Annotated in this window: 23 protein-coding genes; 3 read left to right on the forward strand and 20 right to left on the reverse strand. The window is 40.3% G+C overall.

The genetic code is table 11. The features are described from left to right. Window positions 1–117: 117 nt before the first annotated feature. From fdx to H5116_RS13985, 12 genes are all read right to left on the reverse strand, one after another. Window positions 118–456 (reverse strand): ISC system 2Fe-2S type ferredoxin, encoded by a 339-nt coding sequence (gene fdx, locus H5116_RS13930; RefSeq protein WP_002958430.1) that lies wholly within the window; start codon window positions 454–456, stop codon window positions 118–120. Window positions 457–467: 11 nt separating this feature from the next. Next, complete coding sequence (gene hscA / locus H5116_RS13935) at window positions 468–2,330, reverse strand: Fe-S protein assembly chaperone HscA (RefSeq protein ID WP_182716450.1); 1,863 nt, start codon at window positions 2,328–2,330, stop codon at window positions 468–470. Window positions 2,331–2,371: 41 nt separating this feature from the next. After that, window positions 2,372–2,899, reverse strand: coding sequence for a co-chaperone HscB (gene hscB / locus H5116_RS13940; RefSeq protein ID WP_024597117.1), 528 nt, complete (start codon window positions 2,897–2,899; stop codon window positions 2,372–2,374). Window positions 2,900–2,981: 82 nt separating this feature from the next. Then, window positions 2,982–3,305 carry an iron-sulfur cluster assembly protein IscA gene (iscA, locus tag H5116_RS13945; protein WP_002958427.1) on the reverse strand — a complete coding sequence of 108 codons (324 nt, stop codon included), beginning with the start codon at window positions 3,303–3,305 and terminating at the stop codon, window positions 2,982–2,984. Between the two features lie 12 nt (window positions 3,306–3,317). After that, the gene (iscU, locus tag H5116_RS13950) at window positions 3,318–3,701 is read right to left on the reverse strand and encodes a Fe-S cluster assembly scaffold IscU (protein WP_182716451.1); all 384 of its coding nucleotides are present in this window, start codon (window positions 3,699–3,701) and stop codon (window positions 3,318–3,320) included. 41 nt (window positions 3,702–3,742) lie between these two features. Then, entirely contained in the window at window positions 3,743–4,960 is a 1,218-nt protein-coding gene (locus H5116_RS13955) for an IscS subfamily cysteine desulfurase (protein ID WP_002958425.1), read from the reverse strand. Between the two features lie 24 nt (window positions 4,961–4,984). Beyond that, window positions 4,985–5,476 carry a Fe-S cluster assembly transcriptional regulator IscR gene (gene iscR, locus H5116_RS13960; protein ID WP_002958424.1) on the reverse strand — a complete coding sequence of 164 codons (492 nt, stop codon included), beginning with the start codon at window positions 5,474–5,476 and terminating at the stop codon, window positions 4,985–4,987. Between the two features lie 237 nt (window positions 5,477–5,713). Next, complete coding sequence (gene trmJ, locus H5116_RS13965) at window positions 5,714–6,439, reverse strand: tRNA (cytosine(32)/uridine(32)-2'-O)-methyltransferase TrmJ (protein WP_002958423.1); 726 nt, start codon at window positions 6,437–6,439, stop codon at window positions 5,714–5,716. A 157-nt stretch (window positions 6,440–6,596) separates the two neighbouring features. Next, entirely contained in the window at window positions 6,597–7,352 is a 756-nt protein-coding gene (locus tag H5116_RS13970) for a class I SAM-dependent methyltransferase (protein ID WP_182671023.1), read from the reverse strand. 57 nt (window positions 7,353–7,409) lie between these two features. Next, the gene (locus tag H5116_RS13975; protein ID WP_182716452.1) at window positions 7,410–8,588 is read right to left on the reverse strand and encodes a response regulator transcription factor; all 1,179 of its coding nucleotides are present in this window, start codon (window positions 8,586–8,588) and stop codon (window positions 7,410–7,412) included. A 139-nt stretch (window positions 8,589–8,727) separates the two neighbouring features. After that, window positions 8,728–10,767: an oligopeptidase A gene (gene prlC, locus H5116_RS13980; RefSeq protein ID WP_182716453.1), complete on the reverse strand. Its 2,040-nt coding sequence runs from the start codon at window positions 10,765–10,767 to the stop codon at window positions 8,728–8,730. 86 nt (window positions 10,768–10,853) lie between these two features. Further along, entirely contained in the window at window positions 10,854–11,528 is a 675-nt protein-coding gene (locus tag H5116_RS13985; protein ID WP_002958413.1) for a DUF2461 domain-containing protein, read from the reverse strand. 78 nt (window positions 11,529–11,606) lie between these two features. On the opposite strand from H5116_RS13985, the gene gorA reads away from it, so the two are divergent. The 3 genes from gorA to H5116_RS14000 all read left to right on the forward strand — a co-directional run bounded on the left by gorA (window position 11,607) and on the right by H5116_RS14000 (window position 14,810). Continuing rightward, on the forward strand, window positions 11,607–12,968 hold the full coding sequence (gene gorA, locus H5116_RS13990) for a glutathione-disulfide reductase (RefSeq protein WP_039485720.1): 1,362 nt from the start codon (window positions 11,607–11,609) through the stop codon (window positions 12,966–12,968). A 264-nt stretch (window positions 12,969–13,232) separates the two neighbouring features. Beyond that, on the forward strand, window positions 13,233–13,865 hold the full coding sequence (locus H5116_RS13995) for a hypothetical protein (protein WP_165742883.1): 633 nt from the start codon (window positions 13,233–13,235) through the stop codon (window positions 13,863–13,865). 108 nt (window positions 13,866–13,973) lie between these two features. Next, entirely contained in the window at window positions 13,974–14,810 is an 837-nt protein-coding gene (locus tag H5116_RS14000; protein WP_002958409.1) for a mechanosensitive ion channel family protein, read from the forward strand. 62 nt (window positions 14,811–14,872) lie between these two features. Here H5116_RS14000 and tldD read toward each other — a convergent pair whose 3' ends face one another. From tldD to H5116_RS14040, 8 genes are read right to left on the reverse strand one after another with little or no spacing between them, the layout of a single operon-like run. Next, a complete protein-coding gene (gene tldD, locus H5116_RS14005; protein WP_182716454.1) occupies window positions 14,873–16,312 on the reverse strand; it encodes a metalloprotease TldD in 1,440 nt (479 codons plus the stop codon). Further along, on the reverse strand, window positions 16,309–17,148 hold the full coding sequence (locus H5116_RS14010) for a carbon-nitrogen hydrolase family protein (RefSeq protein WP_182716455.1): 840 nt from the start codon (window positions 17,146–17,148) through the stop codon (window positions 16,309–16,311). The genes tldD and H5116_RS14010 overlap by 4 nt, the downstream gene beginning before the upstream one ends. Then, window positions 17,145–21,002, reverse strand: coding sequence for a YhdP family protein (locus H5116_RS14015; protein ID WP_182716456.1), 3,858 nt, complete (start codon window positions 21,000–21,002; stop codon window positions 17,145–17,147). Before H5116_RS14015 ends, H5116_RS14010 begins: the two co-directional genes overlap by 4 nt. Further along, complete coding sequence (gene rng, locus H5116_RS14020) at window positions 21,002–22,474, reverse strand: ribonuclease G (RefSeq protein ID WP_002958405.1); 1,473 nt, start codon at window positions 22,472–22,474, stop codon at window positions 21,002–21,004. Before rng ends, H5116_RS14015 begins: the two co-directional genes overlap by 1 nt. 1 nt (window position 22,475) lies before the next feature. Beyond that, a complete protein-coding gene (locus H5116_RS14025; RefSeq protein ID WP_002958404.1) occupies window positions 22,476–23,045 on the reverse strand; it encodes a nucleoside triphosphate pyrophosphatase in 570 nt (189 codons plus the stop codon). Continuing rightward, window positions 23,045–23,524: a rod shape-determining protein MreD gene (gene mreD, locus H5116_RS14030; protein ID WP_002958403.1), complete on the reverse strand. Its 480-nt coding sequence runs from the start codon at window positions 23,522–23,524 to the stop codon at window positions 23,045–23,047. Before mreD ends, H5116_RS14025 begins: the two co-directional genes overlap by 1 nt. Continuing rightward, entirely contained in the window at window positions 23,517–24,359 is an 843-nt protein-coding gene (mreC, locus tag H5116_RS14035) for a rod shape-determining protein MreC (protein ID WP_173400216.1), read from the reverse strand. The genes mreD and mreC overlap by 8 nt, the downstream gene beginning before the upstream one ends. Further along, window positions 24,359–25,402, reverse strand: a complete 1,044-nt coding sequence (locus H5116_RS14040; protein ID WP_002958401.1) for a rod shape-determining protein — start codon at window positions 25,400–25,402, stop codon at window positions 24,359–24,361. The genes mreC and H5116_RS14040 overlap by 1 nt, the downstream gene beginning before the upstream one ends. Between the last annotated feature and the right edge of the window lie 89 nt (window positions 25,403–25,491).

The following is a 25,491-nucleotide window of genomic DNA, read 5'->3' on the forward strand; positions in this document are numbered from 1 at the left end:
CAGCAAGCTTTGCTTGCCTGCAAAATAACATACGAGCTTTGCTTGTCACGCCTACAATTCACAAACAAAAAAGCCGCTGTATCAAACAGCGGCTTTTAATATATACATCGTTAAAAACTAGTGCTCTTCATTAACGATATTGAGATTGTACTTAGGTATTTCAACCACTAGGTCTTCATCTCTTATAATTGCTTGGCAACCAAGGCGTGACTCAGGCTCTAAGCCCCATGCTTTATCTAGCATGTCGTCTTCTAGCTCATCACTTTCTTCAAGTGAGTCAAATCCTTCACGAATCACTAAGTGACACGTAGTACATGCACAAGACTTTTCACAAGCATGCGCAATGCTAATACCATTTTTAAGCGCAGCGTCGAGTACCGTTTGACCTGTAGGAGCTTCAATTGCAGCGCCGTCAGGACATAATTCAGGATGTGGAAGAAAAACAATTTGTGGCATTCTAATCTCTCTTAAATGTTGTCTACTGACTGCCCTGTAAGGGCCTTTTTAATTGATGCATCCATTCTACGCGATGCAAAGTCGCTACTCGCATTATCGACTTTTTCGATAGCTGCTTTAATTTCGCCAGGCTCTTGTGCATTTTCGCGCACTTTTACCAGTTCTGCAATTTCAGCGCGTAAGTTAGCTAGTTGCATATCGTCAAGTAATGCACCATCGGCTTCAAGTGATGCGTTAAGCGCTTCTATTACGCGCAACGCTTCTACTTGCTGCTCTTTAAGCATACGCGCTTGCATGTCGCCTTTAGCGTTGCTCATTGATTCTTTTAGCATGTTAGCTACTTGGTCATCAGATAAACCAAACGAAGGCTTAACTTGAATCTCAGCTTGTACACCTGTTGATTTTTCCATAGCTGAAACACTTAATAGGCCATCAGCATCAACTTTAAAGGTTACACGAATATGCGCAGCGCCTGCCGCCATTGGTGGAATACCTTTTAAGCTAAACTTAGCAAGCGATCGACAATCATCAACAAGCTCACGCTCACCTTGCAGCACATGTAATGACATGGCTGTTTGACCGTCTTTAAACGTTGTAAATTCTTGTGCGCGTGCTACCGGAATCGTTGTATTACGCGGAATGATTTTTTCAACCAAACCACCCATCGTTTCAAGGCCTAGCGATAACGGTAATACATCAAGCAATAACATGTCAGAATCGGGCTTATTGCCAATTAACACGTCGGCTTGAAGCGCGGCACCTAAGGCTACAACACGATCAGGATCGATTGAAGTTAGCGGCTCTTTATCAAAAAAGCTTTGTACTTGGCTACGTACCAATGGCATACGGGTTGAACCGCCTACCATAATAACTTGCAGCACTTCTTCATTTTCAATGCCAGCATCTTTTACAGCACGACGACACGAGCGCAGCGTTTTTTTGATTAGTGGCATAGCCATTTCATCAAACGTTTCGCGCGTTACTTCAACGGTGTATTTTTGATCGTCAAACTCAAGGCCCACGTTTACTTTAGCGTATTGGCTTAATGCTTCTTTACACGCTTTTGCTTTATTGATAAATAAACGTAAAACTGAAGGTGATAATGCTGACACACCTGTTTGCTGCTTAAAGTAATCAACAAGGAGCGAATCAAAGTCATCGCCGCCGAGGCTAGAGTCGCCACCGGTTGCCATTACTTCAAACACACCTTGGTGTAATCTAAGTACTGATATATCAAACGTACCACCACCTAAATCGTAAACAGCAATAATACCTTCTTGACCTGAATCTAAACCATAAGCAACCGCTGCTGCTGTTGGCTCATTTAATAAACGTAGTACGTTAATACCAGCAAGCTCTGCGGCATCTTTAGTACTTTGGCGCTGCGCGTCATCAAAGTACGCTGGTACTGTAATTACAGCCCCTAAAATTTCTTGGTTGCCAAAACTTTGCTCAGCTCGTGCTTTTAATGCGGCTAAAATATGGCTTGATGCCTTAATTGGACTAATTTTACCTGCCGCAGTTTCTATTGCTAGCGCACCATTGTGCTCACAAAATTCATACGGTAGTTGGCCATAACTTTGCTCTATTTCAGCCTGAGTTTTACCTAAAAAACGCTTAACCGAAATAAGTGTGTTAGCAGGGTCTTGCGTTGCTGCTTGTGCAGCTTCTGCGCCAACAGTAATATCGCCTGCTTGATAACGAACAACCGACGGTAACATAGCCGCGCCAAGATCATCAGTTAACGTGCGGGCTTCGCCACTTTGCACTGTTGCAACTAAAGAATTAGTTGTACCAAGGTCAATACCAATTGCTAGTTTATGTTCGTGTGGTGCCGCGCTTTGCCCCGGCTCAGCAATTTGCAATAATGCCATAATGCTCTTTAAACTCGTGTTGCTCGCTTTGCAGCAAGTAATTAATCGTCAAATAAACTGTCTTCGATACGCTCTAGTTCTTCACGTAACTTATAAACAAACTTCAGTTTACGAATATTATCTGCGGCAAGTTGATATTGCTGCTCATCGTTACTTGCTAATTGCTCAGCAAGTTGTGCACTGTATTGCGCGTTTAATTGCTTAATTTGTTTTTCAAAATTTACAATGGCGGTATCAGGATCGCTAGCTGATGTTAGCTCTTCAAGTTCTTCGCGAAGTTCCATTTGCTGCATTAAAAACATTGGATCTTGCAAGGTTTGCTGCTCTGCACGAATATCAACGCCTAGCTCGCTCAACATATATTCAGCACGTTTTACTGGGTGCTTTAATGTTTGTAGCGCATCGTTAATTTCGGCGGTACTTTGCACAGCCATTAACTTATCGCGGCTGCTCGCATTCGCGTGGCGATCGGGATGTACAGTACGCTGTAATTCCAAGTAGTGCTTGTTAACCGTTGCTAAATCAATATTGTAATCAACGGGGACTGCAAATAATTCAAAGTAACGCATAACTTCAACCAATAATATTCAGAAATAACAAAGCCCTACATTAACTGGCAGGGCTTATTTATACTACAAAGATATTTAAAGCTTAAACGGTAAAGCTTTCGCCACAACCACACTCATCTGCTTGATTCGGGTTATTAAATTTAAACCCTTCATTTAAGCCTTCTTTAGTGTAGTCGAGCTCTGTGCCATCGATGTAAACTAAGCTTTTAGCGTCAACAATTAATGTGACACCTTTAGCCGCAAAAGTTTCATCGTCTTCGTTTAAATCGTCAACAAACTCAAGTACATAAGCAAGACCTGAACAGCCCGTCGTTTTAATGCCAACGCGCAGGCCTAAACCTTTACCGCGGTTTGCTAAAAATGATTGTACGCGGTTTGCTGCCGCATCTGTCAATGTCACTGCCATGAGTTTCTCTTCTTACTTCGCTTGTTTGCTTTTGTAGTCTGCAATTGCTGCTTGAATTGCGTCTTCGGCTAAAATTGAACAGTGAATTTTCACTGGTGGCAACTCAAGCTCTGCACTGATATCAGTGTTTTTAATTGTCGCTGCTTCGCCTAGCGTTTTGCCTTTAACCCACTCTGTTACAAGTGAAGAAGAAGCAATTGCGCTACCACAACCGTAGGTTTTGAATTTTGCATCTTCAATAACGCCAGTGGCAGATACTTTAATTTGCAGTTTCATTACGTCACCACATGCTGGTGCGCCTACCATACCCGTTGCCACTGACGGATCGTTCTTATCTAGAGTACCTACGTTACGTGGGTTTTCTACGTGGTCGATTACTTTATCACTATAAGCCATTATTCTATCCTCATTACCTGCTAGGGTATGTGCTCACACTATTAGTGGTGAGCCCATTCAACTGAATCTAAATCAATACCTTCTTGATGCATCTCCCAAAGTGGAGACATCTCACGTAGGCGACCGATAGAGTTTTTCATTAATTCGACGGTGTAATCAATCTCTTCTTCGGTAGTAAAGCGACCAATACTAAAACGAATTGAGCTATGTGCTAATTCGTCGTTACGGCCAAGTGCACGTAATACATAAGAAGGCTCTAAGCTTGCAGATGTACAGGCTGAACCTGACGATACTGCAATGTCTTTTACTGCCATAAGTAACGACTCACCTTCAACAAAGTTAAAGCTGATGTTTACAATACCCGGTACTGATTGGTCTTGTGTGCCGTTAAAGTATACTTCGTCCATATCAGCCATAATGCCGTCGATTAAACGATTACGTAAGGCGCTGATGTGTGCGTGATCTTTTTCGAAATCTTGCTTAGCAATTTTAAACGCAGTACCCATACCCACTAATTGGTGAGTTGCTAGTGTACCAGAGCGCATACCGCGTTCATGTCCGCCACCGTGCATTTGCGCTTCAAGGCGAGCACGTGGTTTACGACGAACGTAAAGTGCACCAACACCTTTAGGGCCATACACTTTATGTGCAGAGAACGACATAAAATCAACTTTAAGCTGTTGCACGTCGATTAATACTTTGCCCGCGCTTTGCGCTGCATCTACGTGGAACATAATTTTACGTTCGCGACACATTTCGCCAATAGTCGCGATATCTTGAATCACACCTAGCTCGTTATTAACGTGCATGATGCTTACAAGTACTGTGTCGTCACGCATTGTGTCGGCAAGTTTTTGTAAATCAAGTAGGCCGTTTTCTTCAACGTCCATGTAAGTTACTTCAAAACCTTGGCGCTCAAGCTCACGACATGTGTCGATTACAGCTTTATGCTCAGTTTTAGCGGTAATAACGTGCTTACCTTTTTTCTTGTAAAACTGTGCTGCACCTTTAATAGCAAGGTTATTTGATTCTGTTGCACCCGATGTGAAAACAATTTCACGTGGGTCTGCATTAATTAAATCAGCAATATCTGTACGCGCTTGGTCAACAGCTTCTTCTGCTTGCCAACCAAAACGGTGTGAGCGTGACGCAGGATTACCAAACTTACCGTCCATTGTCAGGCACTGCATCATTTCTTTAGCAACACGTTCATCAACAGGCGTGGTCGCTGCGTAATCTAAATAAATCGGTAACTTCATTTCTCTCTCCGCTGCAGGTCAACCTTAAAGTTGACAGCTTACTTGAATGTTTTCCAACTGCTTAATTGCATTATTGATACTGTTATCTTGGCGCGATGCTATTTCTTTCACATCTGATTTTTCCACCAATTCAGCAAGGGTAATATTATTCAAAAATTCTTCTATGCGTGCGCTTAAGTCTGACCACAAATTATGTGTTAAACAACGCATACCACTCTGACAGCCGGTATCGGCACCTTGGCAACGTGTTGCATCGACCGATTCGTCTACGGCGCTAATAATATCGCCAACAGAGATAACGCCCGCTTCACGCCCTAGTAAATAACCACCACCAGGTCCACGAACAGAACTTACTAGGCCATTTTTACGTAAACGAGCAAATAATTGTTCAAGGTAAGACAAAGAAATTTCTTGTCTTTGTGAAATATCAGCAAGGGCTACAGGACCTACACCTGTGTGTAGTGCAACATCCAGCATAGCTGTAACGGCATATCTGCCTTTTGATGTTAACTTCATAACGCCCCCTGCACAAAAGAGTGCAAATTTTAATTACCAGAGTAAATTAGTCAAGTATTATCACTTGATAAAAATTTGATTTATAAACTCTTACTTTTTAAATTGTAGAGTTAACAAACTTTCAATACTTGACCTCTTTGGTCAAGTATTACAGCCATTGTAATTACCTGAGTATTTTAGTCAAGTATTAGCTAGTTATTTACCCATTGGTTTTTATAACTAATAGCTATACCTAAGTTACTTAGGGATAGACTTATTAATTGAAGTGAGAATACCGCGTAAAATATTCATTTCGGCATCTTCAGGGTGAGCTCGGTTAAATAAACGACGTAATTTAGTCATAACTAACCCAGGGTGCTGTTTGATAATAAAACCGGTTTTGAAAAGCGTCTCTTCAAGGTGCTCATAAAACAGTTCTGTTTGTTTTGAGCTTGGGTAAACTGCATCGTCTTCTTCAACCTTTTTAGGTTGTTGATTTAAAAACGCCATACGTGTTTCGTAACTAAGTGTTTGTACGGCCATAGCTAAATTAAGCGAGCTGTACTCTGGATTAGCAGGAATACATACGTGGTAATTACAAAGCTGTAATTCTTCATTAGTTAAGCCGCTGTTTTCACGACCAAATACTAGCGCTACAGGACCATTTACAGCTTCAGCAACGAGTTTTTCACCACATTCACGTGGTTCAACCATTGGCCACGAAAGCGTACGAGAACGCGCACTTGTGCCAATTGTTAATGTACAGTCAGCGATAGCTTCTTCAACAGTACCTACAATAACTGCATTGCCTAAAACATCAGTTGCGCCTGCAGCTAAAGCACTTGCTTGGCTGTCTATTTCACAAGCAGGATCAACTAAATAAAGCTTTGATAAACCCATGGTTTTCATGGCGCGAGCCGCCGAACCAATATTGCCCGAATGTGACGTGTTAACTAAAACAATGCGAATATCATCTAAGATCATTACTGTGCTACTTTACTATGCCAAAAAATTGCGCAAATTCTAACATGAAAATGTAATAAGATCCTAGATTCAAAAGGCTAGATCCTAAGATCCAAGCCAATATAACGATTCTTACATGGGTAAATTCTAGGGATATACCACCAATTTGTTTTGATGTTTAAACCATTGCCGCCTTTACATAAACATCAAAACGGTTCTTTTTGGTTTTGATCTGCATACTTGGGGTTTTTTCGTTTAAGAATGGCGCGTAATCGGGGCGTTTTACAACGACACGCTTACTGGCGAGTGGATAGGCAAAATCAAGTAGGTCGTCAGCGTCGTTGTCTGCACCAACTAGCTCTTGAAATACGCGCATTTCTTTTTTAACTAATGCTGATTTTTCGCGATGCGGAAACATGGGATCTAAATAAACAACATCGGGCATGCTTTCGCACTGAGAGAGCAAAGTATGGCTTGAGCCAAATATTAGGCTCATGTTTTCTTTCATCCACACACCAATTTCAATATCGCTATAAGCTCGCTTTAACCCATCGTATAAAAGGGCTGCAACAACCGGATGACGTTCATGTAATATAACTTTGCACCCTAGCGAGGCAAGAACAAAGCCGTCTCGCCCAAGGCCAGCGGTAGCATCAAGTACAACAGGCGTTGCACCTTTATTTAAGCCAACTGCTTTGGCAATTGCTTGCCCTTTACCACCGCCAAACTTACGCCTATGGGCAGCAGCACCGGTTACAAAATCAACATTAATTGCACCTAGTTTAGGCTCATCGGTTTTAAATAGGCTTAACCCTTTATCGTCGTAATGTAAGCTAAAGCCACTGCAATTTTGCGCCCATTGGGCTAAACCAAAGCGTGTTTCTAATTCATTTAAATAAGGACGTAACTCTTTAAAAGCACACTGAATAACCACAATAAACTCCGACGATAAAATACGCCTGTAGTATATCAACCGCTTTACTTTAAAGCACTAAAATAGCTCTATATCACTGTGATGATTAGTATTGACCTTTGCGGCTTCCGCTTTAGTGCGTAAATTAGATATAAGCTCATTGCGGCTTTCGGCAACTTGTTTAAGCTGATATTTGATAAAGGCTAAATCACTATTAGCCGATACAAATAACTGCATCGTTTGATCCAGTTGGGATATATATAAAGTGAGATCCGCGGGATTTGCTTGTGTTTGTTGTAGCTTAATGGCGCAGTCAAGTTCATGTAGCTGTTCTATAAATATTTTAGTACTTTTGTTTTGCTCTATATTTTGTGTAGTTAACTGCTTAACAATATCTTGAAGGGCTGTACTTATTTGAGCTGCCTGCTCATAACTGCTTTCGCTTCTTTCCATGGTAATAACCTTCTCGTTGGTTACTTCTAATATATGCGGGAACAGATCTTTATAGCGCCCGTACAAAGCATCGTTATCAACTGGCATATTTTTTATTAAAAGGGATACTTTGGGGTAATTAATTATAGTACTACTACCAATATCAACAAATCGTTGAGCTTGTCTGTGTTGCTCCAGCAGCTCTTGCTCTAACGGGCAAACACCACTTTGCTGGCTGTAAAAAACACCTGTTCCTTGATACCAAAACACAACCACAACATCTAAATTTAAAGGAGCAAAAAAGGTAAAAAAGTGTTCACTCAACGATTGAAAGTTATTAGCGTGATAGCTTTGTCCAACGTAGCGCATTATACGGCCCATATCGCCCGACTCTGTCATCGCTATTTCCGCTGTTTTATTCGCTTTTGCTATATCCAATTTTAGCTTTGCACATTGCTGTCGATATTCGTAAAGCACTTTTATACGCGCTATTAACTCTTCTGCGTTAAAGGGTTTAGTAATGTAATCAGATGCGCCAACACTATAACCTTTTACCCGATCGCTTAACTCTATTTTAGATGAGAGAAACATAACGGGAATATCTTGAGTGCTTTCACTTTGCTTTATCGTTTTACATACGTCATAGCCTGACATACCTGGCATTTCAATATCGAGTAAAATAATATCAGGGTTATATTTATTGGTTAGCCTTAATCCTTCATCGCCATCTTTTGCATGAATTATTTTACAAAACCCTGCTAAAGACTCTTCAATTATATGATGAACATATTTGTCGTCATCAATTGCTAATACCAACTTTGCCATGCCTTAATCCATTTTAATAGGTGTGCTAAAAGCATAGTACGACAGGATGAAATTACTAAAAATTATTAGATAATAATTTACAAATAATAAAAAAGCGCCATTTAGGCGCTTTAATTTAGTTTGTGCTAAATATTAGTTTTTAAGCTGCAATACCGCTGTGGCGTAGTAACGCGTCAACATTAGGCTCACGACCACGGAACTTTTTAAATAATTCCATTGGCTCTTCACTGCCGCCTTTTTCTAAAATATTTTGCATGAAGGCTTGACCGGTTTGCGGGTTAAAAATACCTTCTTCTTCAAATTTAGAATAAGCATCAGCAGAGAGTACTTCAGCCCATTTATACGAGTAATAACCAGCGCTGTAACCGCCTGCAAAAATGTGGCTAAAGCCATGCTGAAAACGGTTAAACTCAGGAGGCTTAACGACCGAGGTACGGCTACGCACATCGTTTAGTACGGCTTGAATTTGACACTCTTCACCCGCTTTATAATCATTGTGGATTTTAAAGTCGAATAACGAGAACTCAATTTGACGTAGCATTTGCATGCCTGAGTTGTAGTTTTTAGCCGCTAGTAGCTTATCAAGTAGCTCTTTAGGTAACGCCTCGCCCGTTTCATAATGACCTGAAATAAAGCTCAATGCTTCTTCTTCATAACACCAGTTTTCTAAAAACTGACTAGGAAGCTCTACCGCATCCCACGCTACACCATTAATACCCGCAACAGGGGCAGCATCAACTTGTGTAAGCATGTGGTGAATACCATGACCAAACTCGTGGAATAAGGTAGTCACTTCGTCATGAGTAAACAATGCAGGTTTATCGCCAACCGCTTTATTAAAATTACACACTAAATAAGCCACTGGAGTTTGTAGTTCGCCGTTAGCACGTACTTTACGACCCATACAGTCGTCCATCCACGCACCACCGCGTTTACGGTCGCGTGCATATAAATCGAGATAAAAACGTCCACGTAAGGTATTGCTGCTATCTACAATTTCAAAAAAACGTACATCTTTGTGGTAAGTATCAAAATCAGTAACTTCTTTTACGCTAATACCAAATAAGCGGTTAACGGTTTCGAATAAGCCACTTAATACTTTATTTGCAGGGAAGTAAGGACGTAGTACTTCATCTGAAATAGCGTATTTTTCTTGCTTAAGTTTTTCGCTGTAGTAACCAAAATCCCATGCCTGTAATTCAGAAATACCATGTTTTTGATCAGCATAGGCTTTTAACTCTGCCACTTCTTGTTCTGCTTGTGGTTTTGATTTAGCAGCAAGGTCTTCTAAAAACGAGAATACTTGCGCTGGTGTTTCGGCCATTTTAGTTGCCAGTGACTTTTCAGCGTAGCTGTTAAATCCTAGTAACTGTGCAAGTTCATGGCGAAGCGCAAGCTCCTCACTCATGATCTCGGAGTTATCAAATTCACCAGCGTTAGGGCCTTGATCTGATGCGCGCGTAGAAAACGCGGTGTAAGTTTCTCTGCGAAGTTCGCGGTTATCTGCATAGGTCATAATTGGTAAATACGACGGGAAATCAAGGGTAAATACCCAACCGTCTAACTCTTTACTTTTTGCAGTATCAGCTGCAAGCGCTAAAGCAGATTCTGGCAAGCCAGCTAAGTCGCTTTCATCAGTAATATGTTTGTGCCAAGCAAGTGTGGCATCCATTACGTTGTTGCCAAATTTTGAGGCAAGTTCTGATAAACGCGCGCTAATTTCGCCGTAGCGTTTTTGCTGCTTTGGCGCTAATGCAATACCCGATAATTTAAAGTCACGAAGCGCATTAGTAATTGTTTTTTGCTGTGCTGTAGTCAGCGTTTTAAATTCGTCGCTGTTATAAAGCGTATTATACGCGTTGTATAATCCTTGATGCTGACCTACAAATGTTGAATATTCAGATATTAACGGTAAGCACTGCTCGTAAGCTTCACGTAATTCGTCGTTATTCATTACTGAATTTAAATGCGATACAGGGGAGAACATGCGCGATAATTTATCGTCCGCTTCTTCAAGGGGTAATACTAAGTCATCCCACGTGTACGAGCCTTTCGCTAGCACGTCATCAATGGCTTTACGACAAAGCTCAATACCGTCTTTTAGTGCTGGTACTACGTACTCAGGCTTTATTTTTGAAAATGGTGGTAAGCCTTCAAGGCCAATTAGTGGGTTGCTCATAAATACTCTCTTTGCGTTAATGCATTACGTTTTAAATTGGGTCTAAAAGTAAAAAAACAACTCAGCCGCTTTTAAGTTGTTTAATTTTAATAAGGTTGCTCTAAAGCAAAACACAAATAACCCATTAATGAGTCGGCCACTTTATAACGTTCTAGCACCGTATCAACTAGGTTATTACTGCATATTTGCTTTTGAGTAAGTGGGCTAATGGCTATAAAGTCTTTTCGTTTGAGCTCATCTATTAAGGGATGCTCTTTTTCAAAACCTCTTGGTGGGCGTTTTAGCGACTCTCCTGACATTTCAAAAATAGATTTAAATTGCTCATCATAAATTGCTTTTTTATAGCTATTTGGGTTTTCATCTATGCAGGTTCTAATTGCGTTAAGCGCCTTTGATTCTGGTCGCCAAATACCAGCACCTACAAAACATTCGTCATTTGCTAAGTGAAAATAAAAACCAGGGGCGTGTACGTCTTTTCCCATAAAATGGCGAAATTGAATTCCTACATTAATTTTATATGGGGTTTTATCTTTACTAAAACGCGCGTCTTTATGGATTCTCATTAAACTACCGCCGACTTTTTTATCTGATGCGACAAAATGGCTAGAAACCTCAGCGAGTGGTGCTTGCATTTGCCTAATGAAATCTAAAGCGGGCTCTCTTACGTATTCCTCATACTGTGATTTATGGTCGTTAAACCAGTCTCTATTATTGTTTTGATCAAGCTGAGCAAGAAATTCGAATGTTTTTTTACTAAACATAGGTCACCTAAACACTCTTTATTTTTAAAACTTAATGTTATGCTAATGCGCATAAAACTCAACGCCTAAGGACATAAAATGACACAACACTTTGATTATATTGCAATCGGTGGTGGCAGTGGTGGTATTGCCTCTGCAAATAGAGCGGCAATGCGTGGCGCTAAAGTAGCACTTATAGAAGCAAAACACATGGGCGGCACGTGTGTAAACGTGGGCTGTGTACCTAAAAAAGTAATGTGGCACGGTGCTCAGGTTGCTGAAGCAATTAATTTATATGCCCCAGATTACGGCTTTAATGTTGAAGTTAAAGGCTTTGATTGGAGCAAGTTAGTAGAAAGCCGTGAAGCCTACATAGGTCGAATTCATAAAGGTTATGACAGTGGCCTTGCTAGCAATGGCGTTACTGTAATTAAAGGCTTTGCTAAATTTGTAGATAATAAAACAGTTGAAGTAAACGGCGAGCACTACACAGCCGATCATATATTAATTGCAGTAGGTGGACGCCCAAGCATTCCGCATATTGAAGGTGCTGAACACGGTATCGATTCAAATGGCTTTTTTGAATTAAAAGAGCAACCTAAACGCGTTGCAGTAATAGGCGCAGGCTACATAGCCGTTGAGCTTGCTGGTGTATTACATGGTTTAGGTACTGAAACACATTTATTTGTTCGTAAGCATTCTCCACTTCGTAACTTTGACCCATACATAGTTGAAACCCTTGTTGATGTTATGGCTGCTGAAGGCCCTACTCTTCATACAGAATCTGTACCTCATAAATTAGTTAAAGAAGATGATGGCTCTGTAACGCTACATTTAGATAATGGCAAAACTCATAACGTTGACCAAGTAATTTGGGCCATTGGCCGCCAGCCAACAACAGATGCAATTAATGTTGCCGCTGCCGGCGTAGAAGTTAACAGCGATGGTTTTGTTAAAGTTGATGAGTTTCAAAATACCACAGCTAAAAATGTATACGCGGTTGGCGATATTATCGAAAACGGTATTGAACTTACGCCTGTAGCAGTGAAAGCAGGGCGTACTTTATCAGAGCGTTTATTTAATAAAGAACTACCTGATGATTTAAAAATGGATTACAGCCTAGTTCCTACTGTTGTATTTAGTCACCCACCAATTGGTACTATTGGCCTTACTGAACAAGAAGCTATTTCTCAATATGGCGAAGAAAACGTTAAGATTTACCAATCTGGTTTTACAGCTATGTACACAGCGGTAACTAAACATCGCCAGCCTTGTAAAATGAAACTTGTATGTGCCGGCCCAGACGAAAAAGTAGTTGGCCTACATGGTATTGGTTTTGCGGTTGATGAAATGATTCAAGGTTTTGCAGTTGCCATGAAAATGGGCGCTACTAAAGCTGATTTTGATGCCGTTGTTGCGATTCACCCAACAGGTTCTGAAGAGTTTGTTACTATGCGCTAGGCGCTAAACTCTAAGCGCTCAATTATAAAAAGCCCTTGTTAAGTAATTAGTAAGGGCTTTTTAATGCTTGTTATATTTTGCACAATAAACCACTTAAAACGTCACATTAAAAACATCCATTCAACATTAAAAAAACATCTAAGCCATTATTTTAACAGTAAAAATTTTAGGCCAATAAAAAGGTTAAAAGTTTAAATTTTGTTTTGGCTTTAAAGCATTTTAACGATTAGAATCCCGCGCATTTATAGTTTCTCTTGGTTATTTATGTTTTTACTGCGATCTTTTATTTATTTATTATGCCTAGCGGGTGTTGCTCATTTAATTCAACTTGAAGGGTTTGAATTAAAACAGGATGCACTTTACAGTGAAGAAACTCTTACCGAACATATGCAAGATGTTTTAACTTTTTTAAGCTGTATTTTATTTTTTTACGCTTCGCGAATTAACTTTCAACTCAAAATACCGGCTGTATTACTAGCTGCGTTATCGGCAATGATGTTTGTGAGAGAGTTTGATACCTACCTCGACCTATACTTTTTTGATGGCGCTTGGCAAAGTATCGTCTATTCAATTTTAGCTGGCGTGTTTGTTTATTTAATAACAAACAGAGGAAGTATTTTTAACGCTTTAAAAGCCTATAGCCTCACTCCTAGTTATGGAATTTGCTTATCAGGCATGGTTACTTTACTCGCATTTTCGCGAATGATGGGCAAAGGCGCATTTTGGCATTCAGTAATGGGTGATGACTATGTACGTGCGGTAAAAAACATTGTTGAAGAAGGTATAGAAACGCTTGGCTATACTTTGATTTTTATTTCAGCCATTGAGCTTGTACTCATATGCCGAAAAAGAATGGCTAAAAATCACAAGCATTGCACTGATCAAGTAACTCAATAACATAGCTACATTTTTTATTGGTTACTTTTTTTACACTAAATTTGCTAATTGGTTTAATAAATCAATATACTGAGCCTGTTTTTATCAACTCACATTTAATTGGATACCATGACTAAAGATATATTGCTGCATCCGTTTCTTCTTTCAATTGTAATGATCACAATTGCATTTGTACTAAAAGTGCTTGTTGATAAGCTTGCTAAAAGTCGCGCAGAAAAAAAAGAAAAAGACATCCGTTACATCGCACACAATATTAAGCACTTTATTAATTTTGTAATGATGATATCGCTGCTATTTGTGTGGTCTACTGAAATTCAAAACTTTGCACTTTCTATTGCTGCTTTTGCCGTGGCGATTGTACTTGCAACGCGTGAGTTTATTCAGTGTGTAATAGGCTTTTTTTACCTCGTAACAACTCGCCCGTTTAGAGTGGGTGATTGGATACAAGTTGGTGATTACTTTGGTGAAGTAGCTGAAACGGATTGGATAAAAACAACCATGCATGAAATTGATATACATACTTATCAATTTTCTAGAAAAACCATATACATACCTAATAATAAGCTGATTACCAGCTCTATTAAAAACTTAAACTTTGTAAAACGCTTTGTTACACATCATTTTATTATTGTCCGAAGAGAGAGCTTTAACCCGTACCCTATTCACGACACACTCACTGAGCAAGCTAAACTGTACTGCGAAGAGTTTCAAGAAGTAGCAAGCCGTTATAATTCGATGATTGAGCGTAAACTTGATGCAAAAATATCTGGCCCAGAGCCGGTAATTCACTTTGGTACAACCGATTTAGGTGAATTTAAAGCAAGCTTTACCTTGTTTTGCCCGACAGAAAAAGCGCTTGAGATAGAGCACAAATTAACAGAGTGCTTTTTTGCGTTATGGTACAAAGAGGCTGAAAAAAATAAAGAAGGTGAAGGCGAGGTGTAAAACCTCACCTACAATAAACATCAAGCACGTAGGTACGAATTCACTTCGCGCTTGAGTAATATTTAAGCTGTACCACCGACCGTTAACTGATCAATTTTAAGGCTTGGTTGGCCTACGCCTACCGGTACGCTTTGACCATCTTTACCACAAACACCAACACCTTTATCAAGTGCTAAGTCGTTACCAACCATAGATATTTGCTGCATTACTTCTGGTCCATTACCAATAAGCGTTGCGCCTTTAATTGGTTGGGTAATTCTACCATTTTCGATTAAATACGCTTCTGATGCGCTAAATACAAACTTACCTGAGGTTATATCAACTTGTCCGCCGCCAAAGTTAGGCGCGAATACCCCTTTCTTAACTGAGCTGATAATATCGGCTTGGCTGTGCTCACCACCTAACATGTAGGTATTAGTCATGCGAGGCATTGGTAAATGCGCATAAGACTCACGACGTGCGTTACCGGTAGGATTTACACCCATTAAACGCGCGTTTAGCTTATCTTGCATATAGCCTTTTAAAATACCGTTTTCGATAAGTACGTTGTAAGCGGCTGGTGTGCCTTCATCATCCACATTAAGTGACCCACGGCGATCAGCCATGGTGCCATCATCAACAACAGTACACAGCTCAGATGCTACTTTTTGGCCCACTTTACCACTAAACGCAGACGCGCCTTTGCGGTTAAAGTCGCCTTCAAGCCCATGCCCTACTGCTTCGTGTAAAAGCACGCCAGGCCAACCATTACCAAGTACAACTTCCATCGTGCCTGCAGGTGCATCAATAGCTTCAAGGTTTACTTTAGCTTGGCGTACAGCTTCTTCTGCAAATTCCATCCAACGTGGTTTACCATCAACAAGCTCTTTAAAGTAACCATAATCTAAACGTGCACCACCACCTGCGCCACCGCGTTCACGGCGGCCATTTTTTTCAAGCAGCACTGAGCAGTTTAAACGAATAAGCGGGCGAATATCGGTGGCAAACGTACCGTCACTTGCTGCGATTAATACTTCTTCGTATACCGCAGACATTGAGCTAATTACTTGCTCTGCATCGGGTGCTAGTTCACGAATATAGTTTTCAAGTTCGCGTAATAAACTCACCTTGTCGGTATCGCTCATACTCGAAATTGGCTGATGCGCTGCAAACTGCTCTTTAGCTTTAACATCACTAAATACTTTAATCGCTCTATCTTCGCCAGCATCTGCGATGCTACGAGCCGCTGTAGCCGCTTTATTAAGTGCTTCAAGATTTATTGCATCAGAGTAAGAAAAACCTGTTTTTTCGCCGCTTACAGCACGTACACCAACGCCACGTTCAACGTTATAAGAGCCTTCTTTAACTAAGCCGTCTTCAAGTACCCATGATTCGTGGTGGCTTGATTGAAAATATAAATCGGCGTAATCCACTTTATGCTGATGTATGTAAGCGAGCGTTTTTTCGAGCTCTTCTCTATTTAGCTGGCTGTCTTGTAGTAAATGCTGTTCAACCGAATTCATAATAAATGCTCTCTAAATCGTTGATGAGACTGCACGGGCATATCTCGTCTAATTTTTTGTAACTGGTCTAAATCTGCGTTGCAGCTTATAAAACCGGTGCCTGTTGGCAATTCACTCAGGGTATTGCCCCAAGGCGAAATAATAATACTGTGGCCATATGTTTGTCGGCCATTTTCATGTGTACCGTACTGAGCTGCTGCAACTACATAACATTGTGTTTCTATTGCGCGAGCTGCTAATAGCGGTTGCCAATGCGCTTGCCCTGTAGGGACTGTAAATGCACTGGGTACTAAAATAATATTGGCGCCTTGGCGTACTAGTTCGTTAAATAAGCCACTAAAGCGCAGATCATAACATACTGTTAAGCCAATTTTACCAAAGGGAGAATCAACAACCACTACATCGCGACCCGCTTGGGTAAAATCTGACTCTCGATAGCTACCTGTTTTATCATCTACGGTTACATCAAATAAATGTATTTTGTTATACGTTGCAACCAGCTCGCCTTGATTATTATATAAGTGCGATGCTGCGTAATACTTATGTTCGTTAAATGGCTCAGGCATTGTGCCTGCATTTAACCAAATATTATGGTGTTGGCACAATCCACTAAGTTGTAATTTGTATTGCTCAACTTGCTTAGCAACACGTAACGTATCGTTACCAGTTTTACTAAACACTAAAAAAGCCTCAGGCAAGCAAACAAGTAATGGCCTTGTTGCTGGCAGAGTTTTAAGTGCGCGCTTTAAGCTTGTTATGTTCTCATCAGGGCTTAGCCCTGAACACATTTGTAGGGCAACTATTGTGGGTGTGCTTATGCTTGCTGTTTTGTTCATTGCGTTACTGTTACTTGTGCATCTTTAAGTTTTAAATCGACTGATGCTTGTGGCTGATTTTGCGCAGCTTGGGGTAGTGTAACTTCACGACTTTTTCTGTCGAGTTCTTGAACAATAGGATCGTTCATTTTACCCGTTACTTTAAAATTGATCTCTGAGATGACGCGCGCAGAATGAATAACTTTATCAAGTGCTAAAGCAGCAAGCCCTGTTACTGGATTAACCATCCACGCAACTATAACCGGAATGCTTGAGGTTACTTGTGGCGCTACAGCAAGGTCGTAATCTATATCTAGCGTATTTAAGTTTGCGTAGCCTTTAATAGTTAAATCGGCAGGCACACCGTCCATTTTAGTATCTTTAGTGTAAGCGATACCGTTTTCTAACTGCATAGAGCCTTGCATGCTGTTATAAAAAAAGCCCTTTGAAAAAACATCTCTAAAATCAAGTTTCAGTTTGCGTACGAGTGAATCAAGGCTCAACAGCGAAAATACGCGTGCACCACCATCACTTATTTCAGTTAAGTGACCTTCCCCTAAATCCCAAGTAACCTCACCACTTAAAGTTTTCACATCAAAATCATAAGGTGCTGCTTGCCAAGTAAGATCATAATTTAGATCAGCTTTAGAATCCTTAATTGCAGAGGTAATATCAAACTCGCCAAACAATGCGCCTATATCATCACTTTTAAGCTCACCACTTAGCGTTGTTAAACCACTTTGCCACTGCCCTTTAGTGCGCAGTACATGATCTCCTTTATCGATTACAAGTTCTGATATCGATAAGCGCTCGCCATCACCTAATAACGACGCACTCACTTTATCAAGCTGATAGCGATCAATTTTGCAGTCACTACATTCAAACTCAATGGCAGGTATTTTAGTAAGCCAGCTCAAGTCTTCCTCAGGAAGTACATCTGTTATTTCAATTAATTGCTCGCTAGGCTGTGCAAAATTAAGCCTTAAGTAATCGGCATTAATTCGTATAGGCTGGCTAGGCTGTGATGTAGGAATAAAAACCCCAGCTCTAAGTTCTTTAGCATTTAGCTTTAGGTATAAATCGTCTTTTGATGGTGCTAAACGCATTTCAAAATCATTAAAGATGATGTTACTTGCATCAAGCATACCTATATTTGCGACCACCTCATTAAGCGGTGGCATAATCCCTTTTGATTCTTTATCTGGGTTTGATTTACCTGCTTTAATTATTTGATCAATCAGATCAAACCAAGGCACTAATTCACTCTGCTCAAGATTTATATTTACGCTTAAGTCTTTTTGGTTTAATCCTAAATCTTGTTTTCCGAGCACAAAATGGGCATTACTAAACTGTGATTTTCCATTTTCTAAAATAGCATTAAAGTAAAACTGTTGATTAGCGTTTGCTGTAATGAGATTAGAAATATCATCACCTTGAACTACTGCATCAAGTGCCCACGCTTGTTCGCTATTTTTATTATAAGGTGCGGGTAAGTTACTCGTTAAGCCAAGTAGTTCTGAGTTTACCTGTGCACGATAATTAAAGCCTTGTTCGGTAAAATTAAGTACTAAACCAATATCAACATCGCTTTGCCCGCTTAAATAATTTTTTAATATACCTTGCCCACTATCAATTAGTGTATCGGCGTCAATTTTGGCGTTTATATCTATGTTTGCTTGGTAGTTTTTAGCATCACTTTTACTGCTGTAATTAATATTTAGTGGCATACCCAACCACTTCGCAGTCGCATTTTTAAGTGTAATATTGTCGTTTTTAAAATTAAGCTCGCCAGTTAAGTTTTTAAGCTCAATGCCTGGCGTTGCTATAAATACTGGTAAGTCATTTAAATTAACTTTGCCGCTAACACTGGCTCCGCCTTTAAACTTAGAGCCTACTAAAAGCTCAATACTGGCATCGGCTTCGCCTTTACCCTGTACAACTTTAAAAATTTCAGCAAGAGGTTTGGCAATAGGTGTCGCTACAAAAAAGTCATGTAACTTTTCCATCTCTGCTTTTTTATCAATTTGCACAATAAGTTCATCAGCATTCATTAAATCTGCAATGCTCACCTGTACACTATTACCAATATCTAAATTAACCAACTTGCCTTGCTGGCTATATATGTCCATCCGCTCATTAGCAAAATGTAGCTGTACATTAGCATTAGTGACCGCTGGCCAATCAGAGTCAAACTCATAGGTTGCATTGTCTATTTGTGCTAATACATCAAACTGACCACTACCATCAGTAAATGGAAAACCAGACAAAGGCCCTGCAAATAAGACCTGTGCTTTAGATACTTCTCCGCCTTTAATTGCACCATTTAAATAGCTAACAAGTTCAGGGCTCATCGCTTTTAATGGGAAGTAATGATCTGCAATATTGGCATCTGGAGCGAACGCTTCTGCGTAAAGATCTAATCGAGGATCATCTGTTAGGCTAATTTGTAATTCTGCAGCAAGAGTAACTTCATCATTATCAAACCAGATATTGTCACTACTTATATGCCAGCCATCATCTCGCTTAGCTAAATCTAGCTCTACATTTAGCTGATTATAATTTATGTCGTTACTAAAGCTTTCGCCTGTGACTAATGTGCCACTTTCGCCAAATAAATTTATTCGACCAGTACTTTGGGTAAGTAAACCATTTACTCTAAGCCCTTGCGCTGCTGGTACCGATCTTAATTCTTGCCAGCCAATATTGTTAGCCTCAAACCATAACTGCCATTGCTGTTCATTAGAAAAACTTAAATAAGCTTGATCTATTTGCCCACTAGGTTGGCGTTCTAAAAATGGTTCAAGTGCATTAAAATTACTTAGCCCGGCTAGATTACTCAGTAATTCAAAATCAACTTGATGCAGCCACACTTTATTTTGCAGCCCTAGTTGGGCTTCAAACTCTAAACTTGGCCATGCTTTATCGTTACTATTAAATGTTAAACCGGTGCTTTTTAAGTGCCAGCTATTTTGTTCTGGATATAGATGGAATCCACCTTCACTCAAACTAACTTGGTGGCTTTGCTCTTCTCGCTGCCAGCGTACAAAGCTTGGTAACCACTGCATTTTCACATCGCTTACAAAACCTTTATCTAGTTTTAGCCATGCTTGTAAATTAATATCGCTATGCAGTTGCTGCTTTTGCGTATTTATATATTGCGCTAACCAGTTAGATACATCGACCTTATTAGCCTGCACATAGATGTCGCCCGCAACCTGCTCTAGAGTATCTCCGGTAAGTGCTATGCGCGCGTCAAAGTCTCCGACCGAAATACCCGGCAGTGCTAGGCTTCCACTACCAAGGTGCTGCTCATCTTCATTTTGCCAAACAATGTTTTGAAGAAGTAATTTACGTTCTTTACCATCTTCTAAAATAAAGTTAATACTGGAATTTTCTATTGCAAAATGACCCGTTTCACCCAAAAACAGTTCTTCAATTAGCTCTTTTTGCTCAAAAGAAACTTCGTCGTTATCACCGGTTTTAAATAAGTTGGTGATATTTACACTGGTATGAAAACCATTAATAACAAAATAATTAGATCTAAGTTGCAGTGCTTTTAAGCTTTCCCATAGGTTTAGCTCTAAGCTGGTTTTAGCAATGGTGAGTGATATTGGCGCGGTTTCGTTATCTTTAAACGATAAATTTTCTAGCACTAATGCAGGACCACTGCCCTGCCAACTAGCTGATATTTCGCCAATAGATAAGCTTATTTCAAACTTTTCGTGTAAATAGCTTTCTATGTCACCTTTATATTCGTTTGCATACGGGAGGGTATATTTTAAAATTGAAACAATAACGGCCATTAATACCAAAATTATGGCGCAGGTCTGCCATAACTTTCTAAAACAAAAAAAACAGACCGCTTTTGCTTTCATTACATCATTACCACATCAAACTGTTCTTGGCTGTATAAGCTCTCGGTTTGAATATTGACTTGCTTACCAATAAATAGTTCAAGCTCAGCAAGGTTATGATACTCATCGTTTAGTAGGGCCTCACTTACAGCAGGTGCTGCGTACACCATAAACTTGTCCGCTGCGTATGCTCGGTTAACACGCACTATTTCACGTAGTATTTCATAGCAAACCGTTTCAACTGTTTTTTGTGAACCACGACCGGAGCATGCAGGGCATACATCACATAAAATATGTTCTAAGCTTTCGCGTGTACGTTTACGCGTCATTTCAACAAGGCCAAGCGCTGAAAGCCCATTAATATTCGTTTTAGTGCGATCTTTTGCAAGGGCTGATTCAAGTGAATGAAGCACCCGCCTTTTATGATCCTCACTTACCATATCGATAAAGTCGATAATGATAATACCGCCTAAGTTACGCAGCCTAAGCTGGCGAGCAATTGCAGAGGTTGCTTCTACGTTGGTATTAAAAATGGTTTCTTCTAAATTACGATGTCCTACAAATGCGCCAGTATTAACATCAACAGTCGTCATTGCTTCTGTTTGGTCAATAATTATATAACCACCCGATTTTAGCGTAACTTTACGATGTAGTGCTTTTTGAATTTCGTTTTCAACATCAAACAAATCAAATATAGGTCGCTCGCCTGGGTAGTATTCAAGCACTTGAGAAAGCTGTGGAACAAACTCTTCAGTAAATAACTTTAGTTCTTCATAGCTGAGTTTAGAGTCAACGCGAATGCGCTCCATATCTTCGCCTACATAGTCACGCAGGGTTCTAAAGGCAAGCGTTAAATCTTCGTGTAGGATACTGGCTTTACTCGTTTTTCTACGACGTGATGTTATTTTTTCCCATAATTTTCTTAAAAAGCCGGCATCGTGTCGTAATTCAGCTTCGCTAGCACCTTCAGCTGCTGTACGTACGATAAAGCTGCCATTTTCATCGCCATATTCTGCGACTATTTTTTTAAGACGTGAGCGCTCTTCTTCAGTTTCTATACGCTGACTAACCCCTACATGGGTCGCATCAGGCATAAACACTAAATAGCGAGAAGGGATAGTTATATCAGTGGTGAGTCTTGCGCCTTTAGTGCCTAGCGGATCTTTTACCACTTGCACCATAATGTATTGGCCTTGACGAACTAATTCTCTAATATCTTGTACTTTTTTTATTGGTACGTCGTCTACGCCTTCAACAATAGAGGCACTATTTACAATATCGGATGCATGCAAAAATGCAGCTTTTTCAAGTCCGATATCAACAAAAGCAGCCTGCATACCCGGAAGTACACGGCTTATTTTTCCTAAGTAAATATTGCCTACAATACCTAGATTACCGATTCGCTCTAGCTGTATTTCTTGCAGTACACCGTTTTCTATTAGGGCAACACGACTTTCGCTCGGTGTGACATTGATCAGTAATTCTGTACTCATGTTACCTTCTTAAGAATGTTTTTAGTAATTGTTCGGTTTCATATAAAGGTAAGCCTACAACAGAAAAATAGCTACCCGCAATGTGAGTTACAAAGCGACCACCTAAACCTTGGATACCGTAGCCACCGGCTTTATCTTGTGGCTCACCTGACTCCCAATAAGCATTAATTTCTTCATCTGTTAAGGTTTTAAAAGTAACATCTGTGCTTACAACACAGCTAAGCACATCATTTTGCGTCGCAAATGCAACTGCGGTAAGAACTTGATGCGTGTTACCCGATAGGCGTTTTAACGTGTGTGTAAAATCGTTTTTATCGCGAGGTTTACCCAATGACTCGTTGTCTATAACAACCACGGTATCACTACCAAGTACAGGGCGATCGGTATATCCAAGCTCTACACCGCTTTGGGCTTTCAAGCGCGCTAAACGCTCAACAAGTGCTCTAGGTTGCTCGTTTGGAAGTGGGCTTTCATCTGCATCAACACTAAATTGTGTAAATTCGACACCTAATTGGCTTAATAACTCTTTACGACGGGGAGAGGCTGATGCCAAATATACTGCGGTAGTCATTACCTGATCCTAAAATGTCTGCGATATTTACGAAGTAGTAAAAAGACCCAAAACCAGCTAACCATTCCGGTTGCTACTGGCCATAAGTACTGTGGATTAAAATAAACCCCTAACAAAAAGTGATTTAGCCAAAACTGCATTAAGTGATACAGCGTTAAAAATAAACCAATTAGTAGGCTTTGTTGCCAAAGCGAAAAGTTACGAATTTTTTGAAAGTTGCTCGCGGTTACAAAAATACATACCGAGAATGTAAGCGAGTTCACGCCCAGCGGTGAGCCAGACGCTAAATCTATTAATAAACCAACGACCCAAGCAGTACCAATATTTAAACGATGCGGTACTGCTAGCGACCAATACATAAGTACAAGTAAAACCCAGTCAGGTCTAAATGGTTCAAACGAAAATGGAAGTGGCATCAGTGCCATTATTAACGCAAAAAAGATGCTTAGCGCAATTAACAATGAATAACGGTTAATCATCGCTGATTTGCTCCTGTTGATTACGCCATAAAATAACCAGCAAGCGAATGCGATCTAGTTGCGCAATAGGTTCTGCAAAAACTTGTGCAAACGGTCGCCCTTCATCACGATTTATTTCGGTTACTACTGCCACCGGGTACCCTTCAGGAAATGTCCCCCCTAAACCCGATGTAACAAGTACATCGCCAATTCGCACATCTAAACTGTGTGGAACGTGAGAGAGCTTAACGACGTTAATTTTACCTATGCCTTCAACAACCGTTCGTACATCGTTACGAAGTATACGCACAGGTGTGGCATGTGTGGTGTCGGTCATTAGTAGCACGCGTGAAGTTGTTGAACCAACCTTTGTAAGCTGCCCTACTACACCCATTTCATCAATTACAGCTTGGCCTTCACTAAGCCCGTCAGTTGTACCACGGTTAATAACAACCTGATGACTATACGGGTTTGAATGTACAGAAAGTACTTGAGCAATTATTTTACGATTTGATTGCTTTGCAGATGAGCCTAATAAGGCACGCAGTTTTTGATTTTCTCTGGCTAGAAATTGATACTGCTGAAGTTGCTCGCTTTGTAGCATTTGCTTTTTTTTCAGCGCTTCGTTTTCTGTAAGAAGTTGATCCCGCGTATGCAGGCTTTTAGCACTTAAGCTAAATAATTCGTAGGGTAAATTAGCAACATAGATTAGTGGGCTAACTAGAGTATTAAGGCTGGTACGAACAACGGTACCACCTTGCGTATATCTGTCTCCAACTATGAGTACGATACTCAAAAGCACTGCGACAAAAAGTCGCAGTTGCAAAGAGACTGTGCGTCCAAACATTAATTTCATTAGTCGTAACTAAAAACGTCACCACCATGAACATCGATCATTTCTAATGCTTTACCACCACCACGCGCAACACACGTAAGTGGATCATCAGCTACAACAACCGGAATACCCGTTTCTTCCATTAATAAACGGTCTAAATCTTTTAACAATGCACCACCGCCAGTAAGTACCATGCCGTGGGCAGAGATATCTGATGCCAGCTCAGGTGGTGATTGCTCAAGCGCAACCATTACTGCACTCACAATACCCATTAACGGTTCTTGTAGAGCTTCTAGGATTTCGTGTGAGTTAAGCGTGAATGAACGCGGAACACCTTCGGCAAGGTTACGACCGCGCACTTCAATTTCGATTGGCTCATCAGTTTTGAACGCAGAGCCAATTTGATGCTTAATATTTTCAGCTGTCGCTTCACCAATTAAGCTACCAAAGTTACGGCGTACATAATTAATAATAGCTTCGTCAAACTTATCACCACCAATACGAACAGATGATGAGTAAACAACACCGTTAAGTGAAATAATAGCCACTTCAGTTGTACCACCACCAATATCAACAACCATAGAACCTGTTGCTTCTGATACTGGTAAACCGGCCCCAATAGCTGCTGCCATTGGTTCTTCAATTAGGTAAACTTCACGAGCACCGGCACCCATTGCAGATTCACGTATTGCACGTTTTTCTACTTGAGTCGCACCACACGGTACACAAATTAGTACACGCGGACTTGGGCGCATAAAGTTATTGTTATGCACTTGCTTAATGAAGTGTTGTAACATTTTTTCAGTTACATAAAAATCAGCAATTACACCGTCTTTCATTGGACGGATTGCTTTAATATTTCCCGGTGTACGGCCTAGCATTTGTTTTGCTTCTGTACCTACAGATGCAACACTTTTAGGTCCACCAGCGCGTTCTTGGCGAATAGCAACAACAGAAGGTTCGTTTAATACAATACCTTCTTCTTTTACATAAATTAGGGTATTGGCTGTACCCAAGTCGATCGATAGATCGTTAGAAAAAATACCACGGAGTTTTTTAAACATGAGGCTGGATGACCTTTGAAATACGTTCTTATATTAGCTGCCTCACTTTAACATGCTCAACTATATGAGCAATATAAAGCGCAGCGCCT

It is taken from the genome of Pseudoalteromonas sp. SG45-2 (assembly GCF_014164115.1).
Taxonomy (GTDB): Bacteria; Pseudomonadota; Gammaproteobacteria; order Enterobacterales; family Alteromonadaceae; genus Pseudoalteromonas; species Pseudoalteromonas distincta.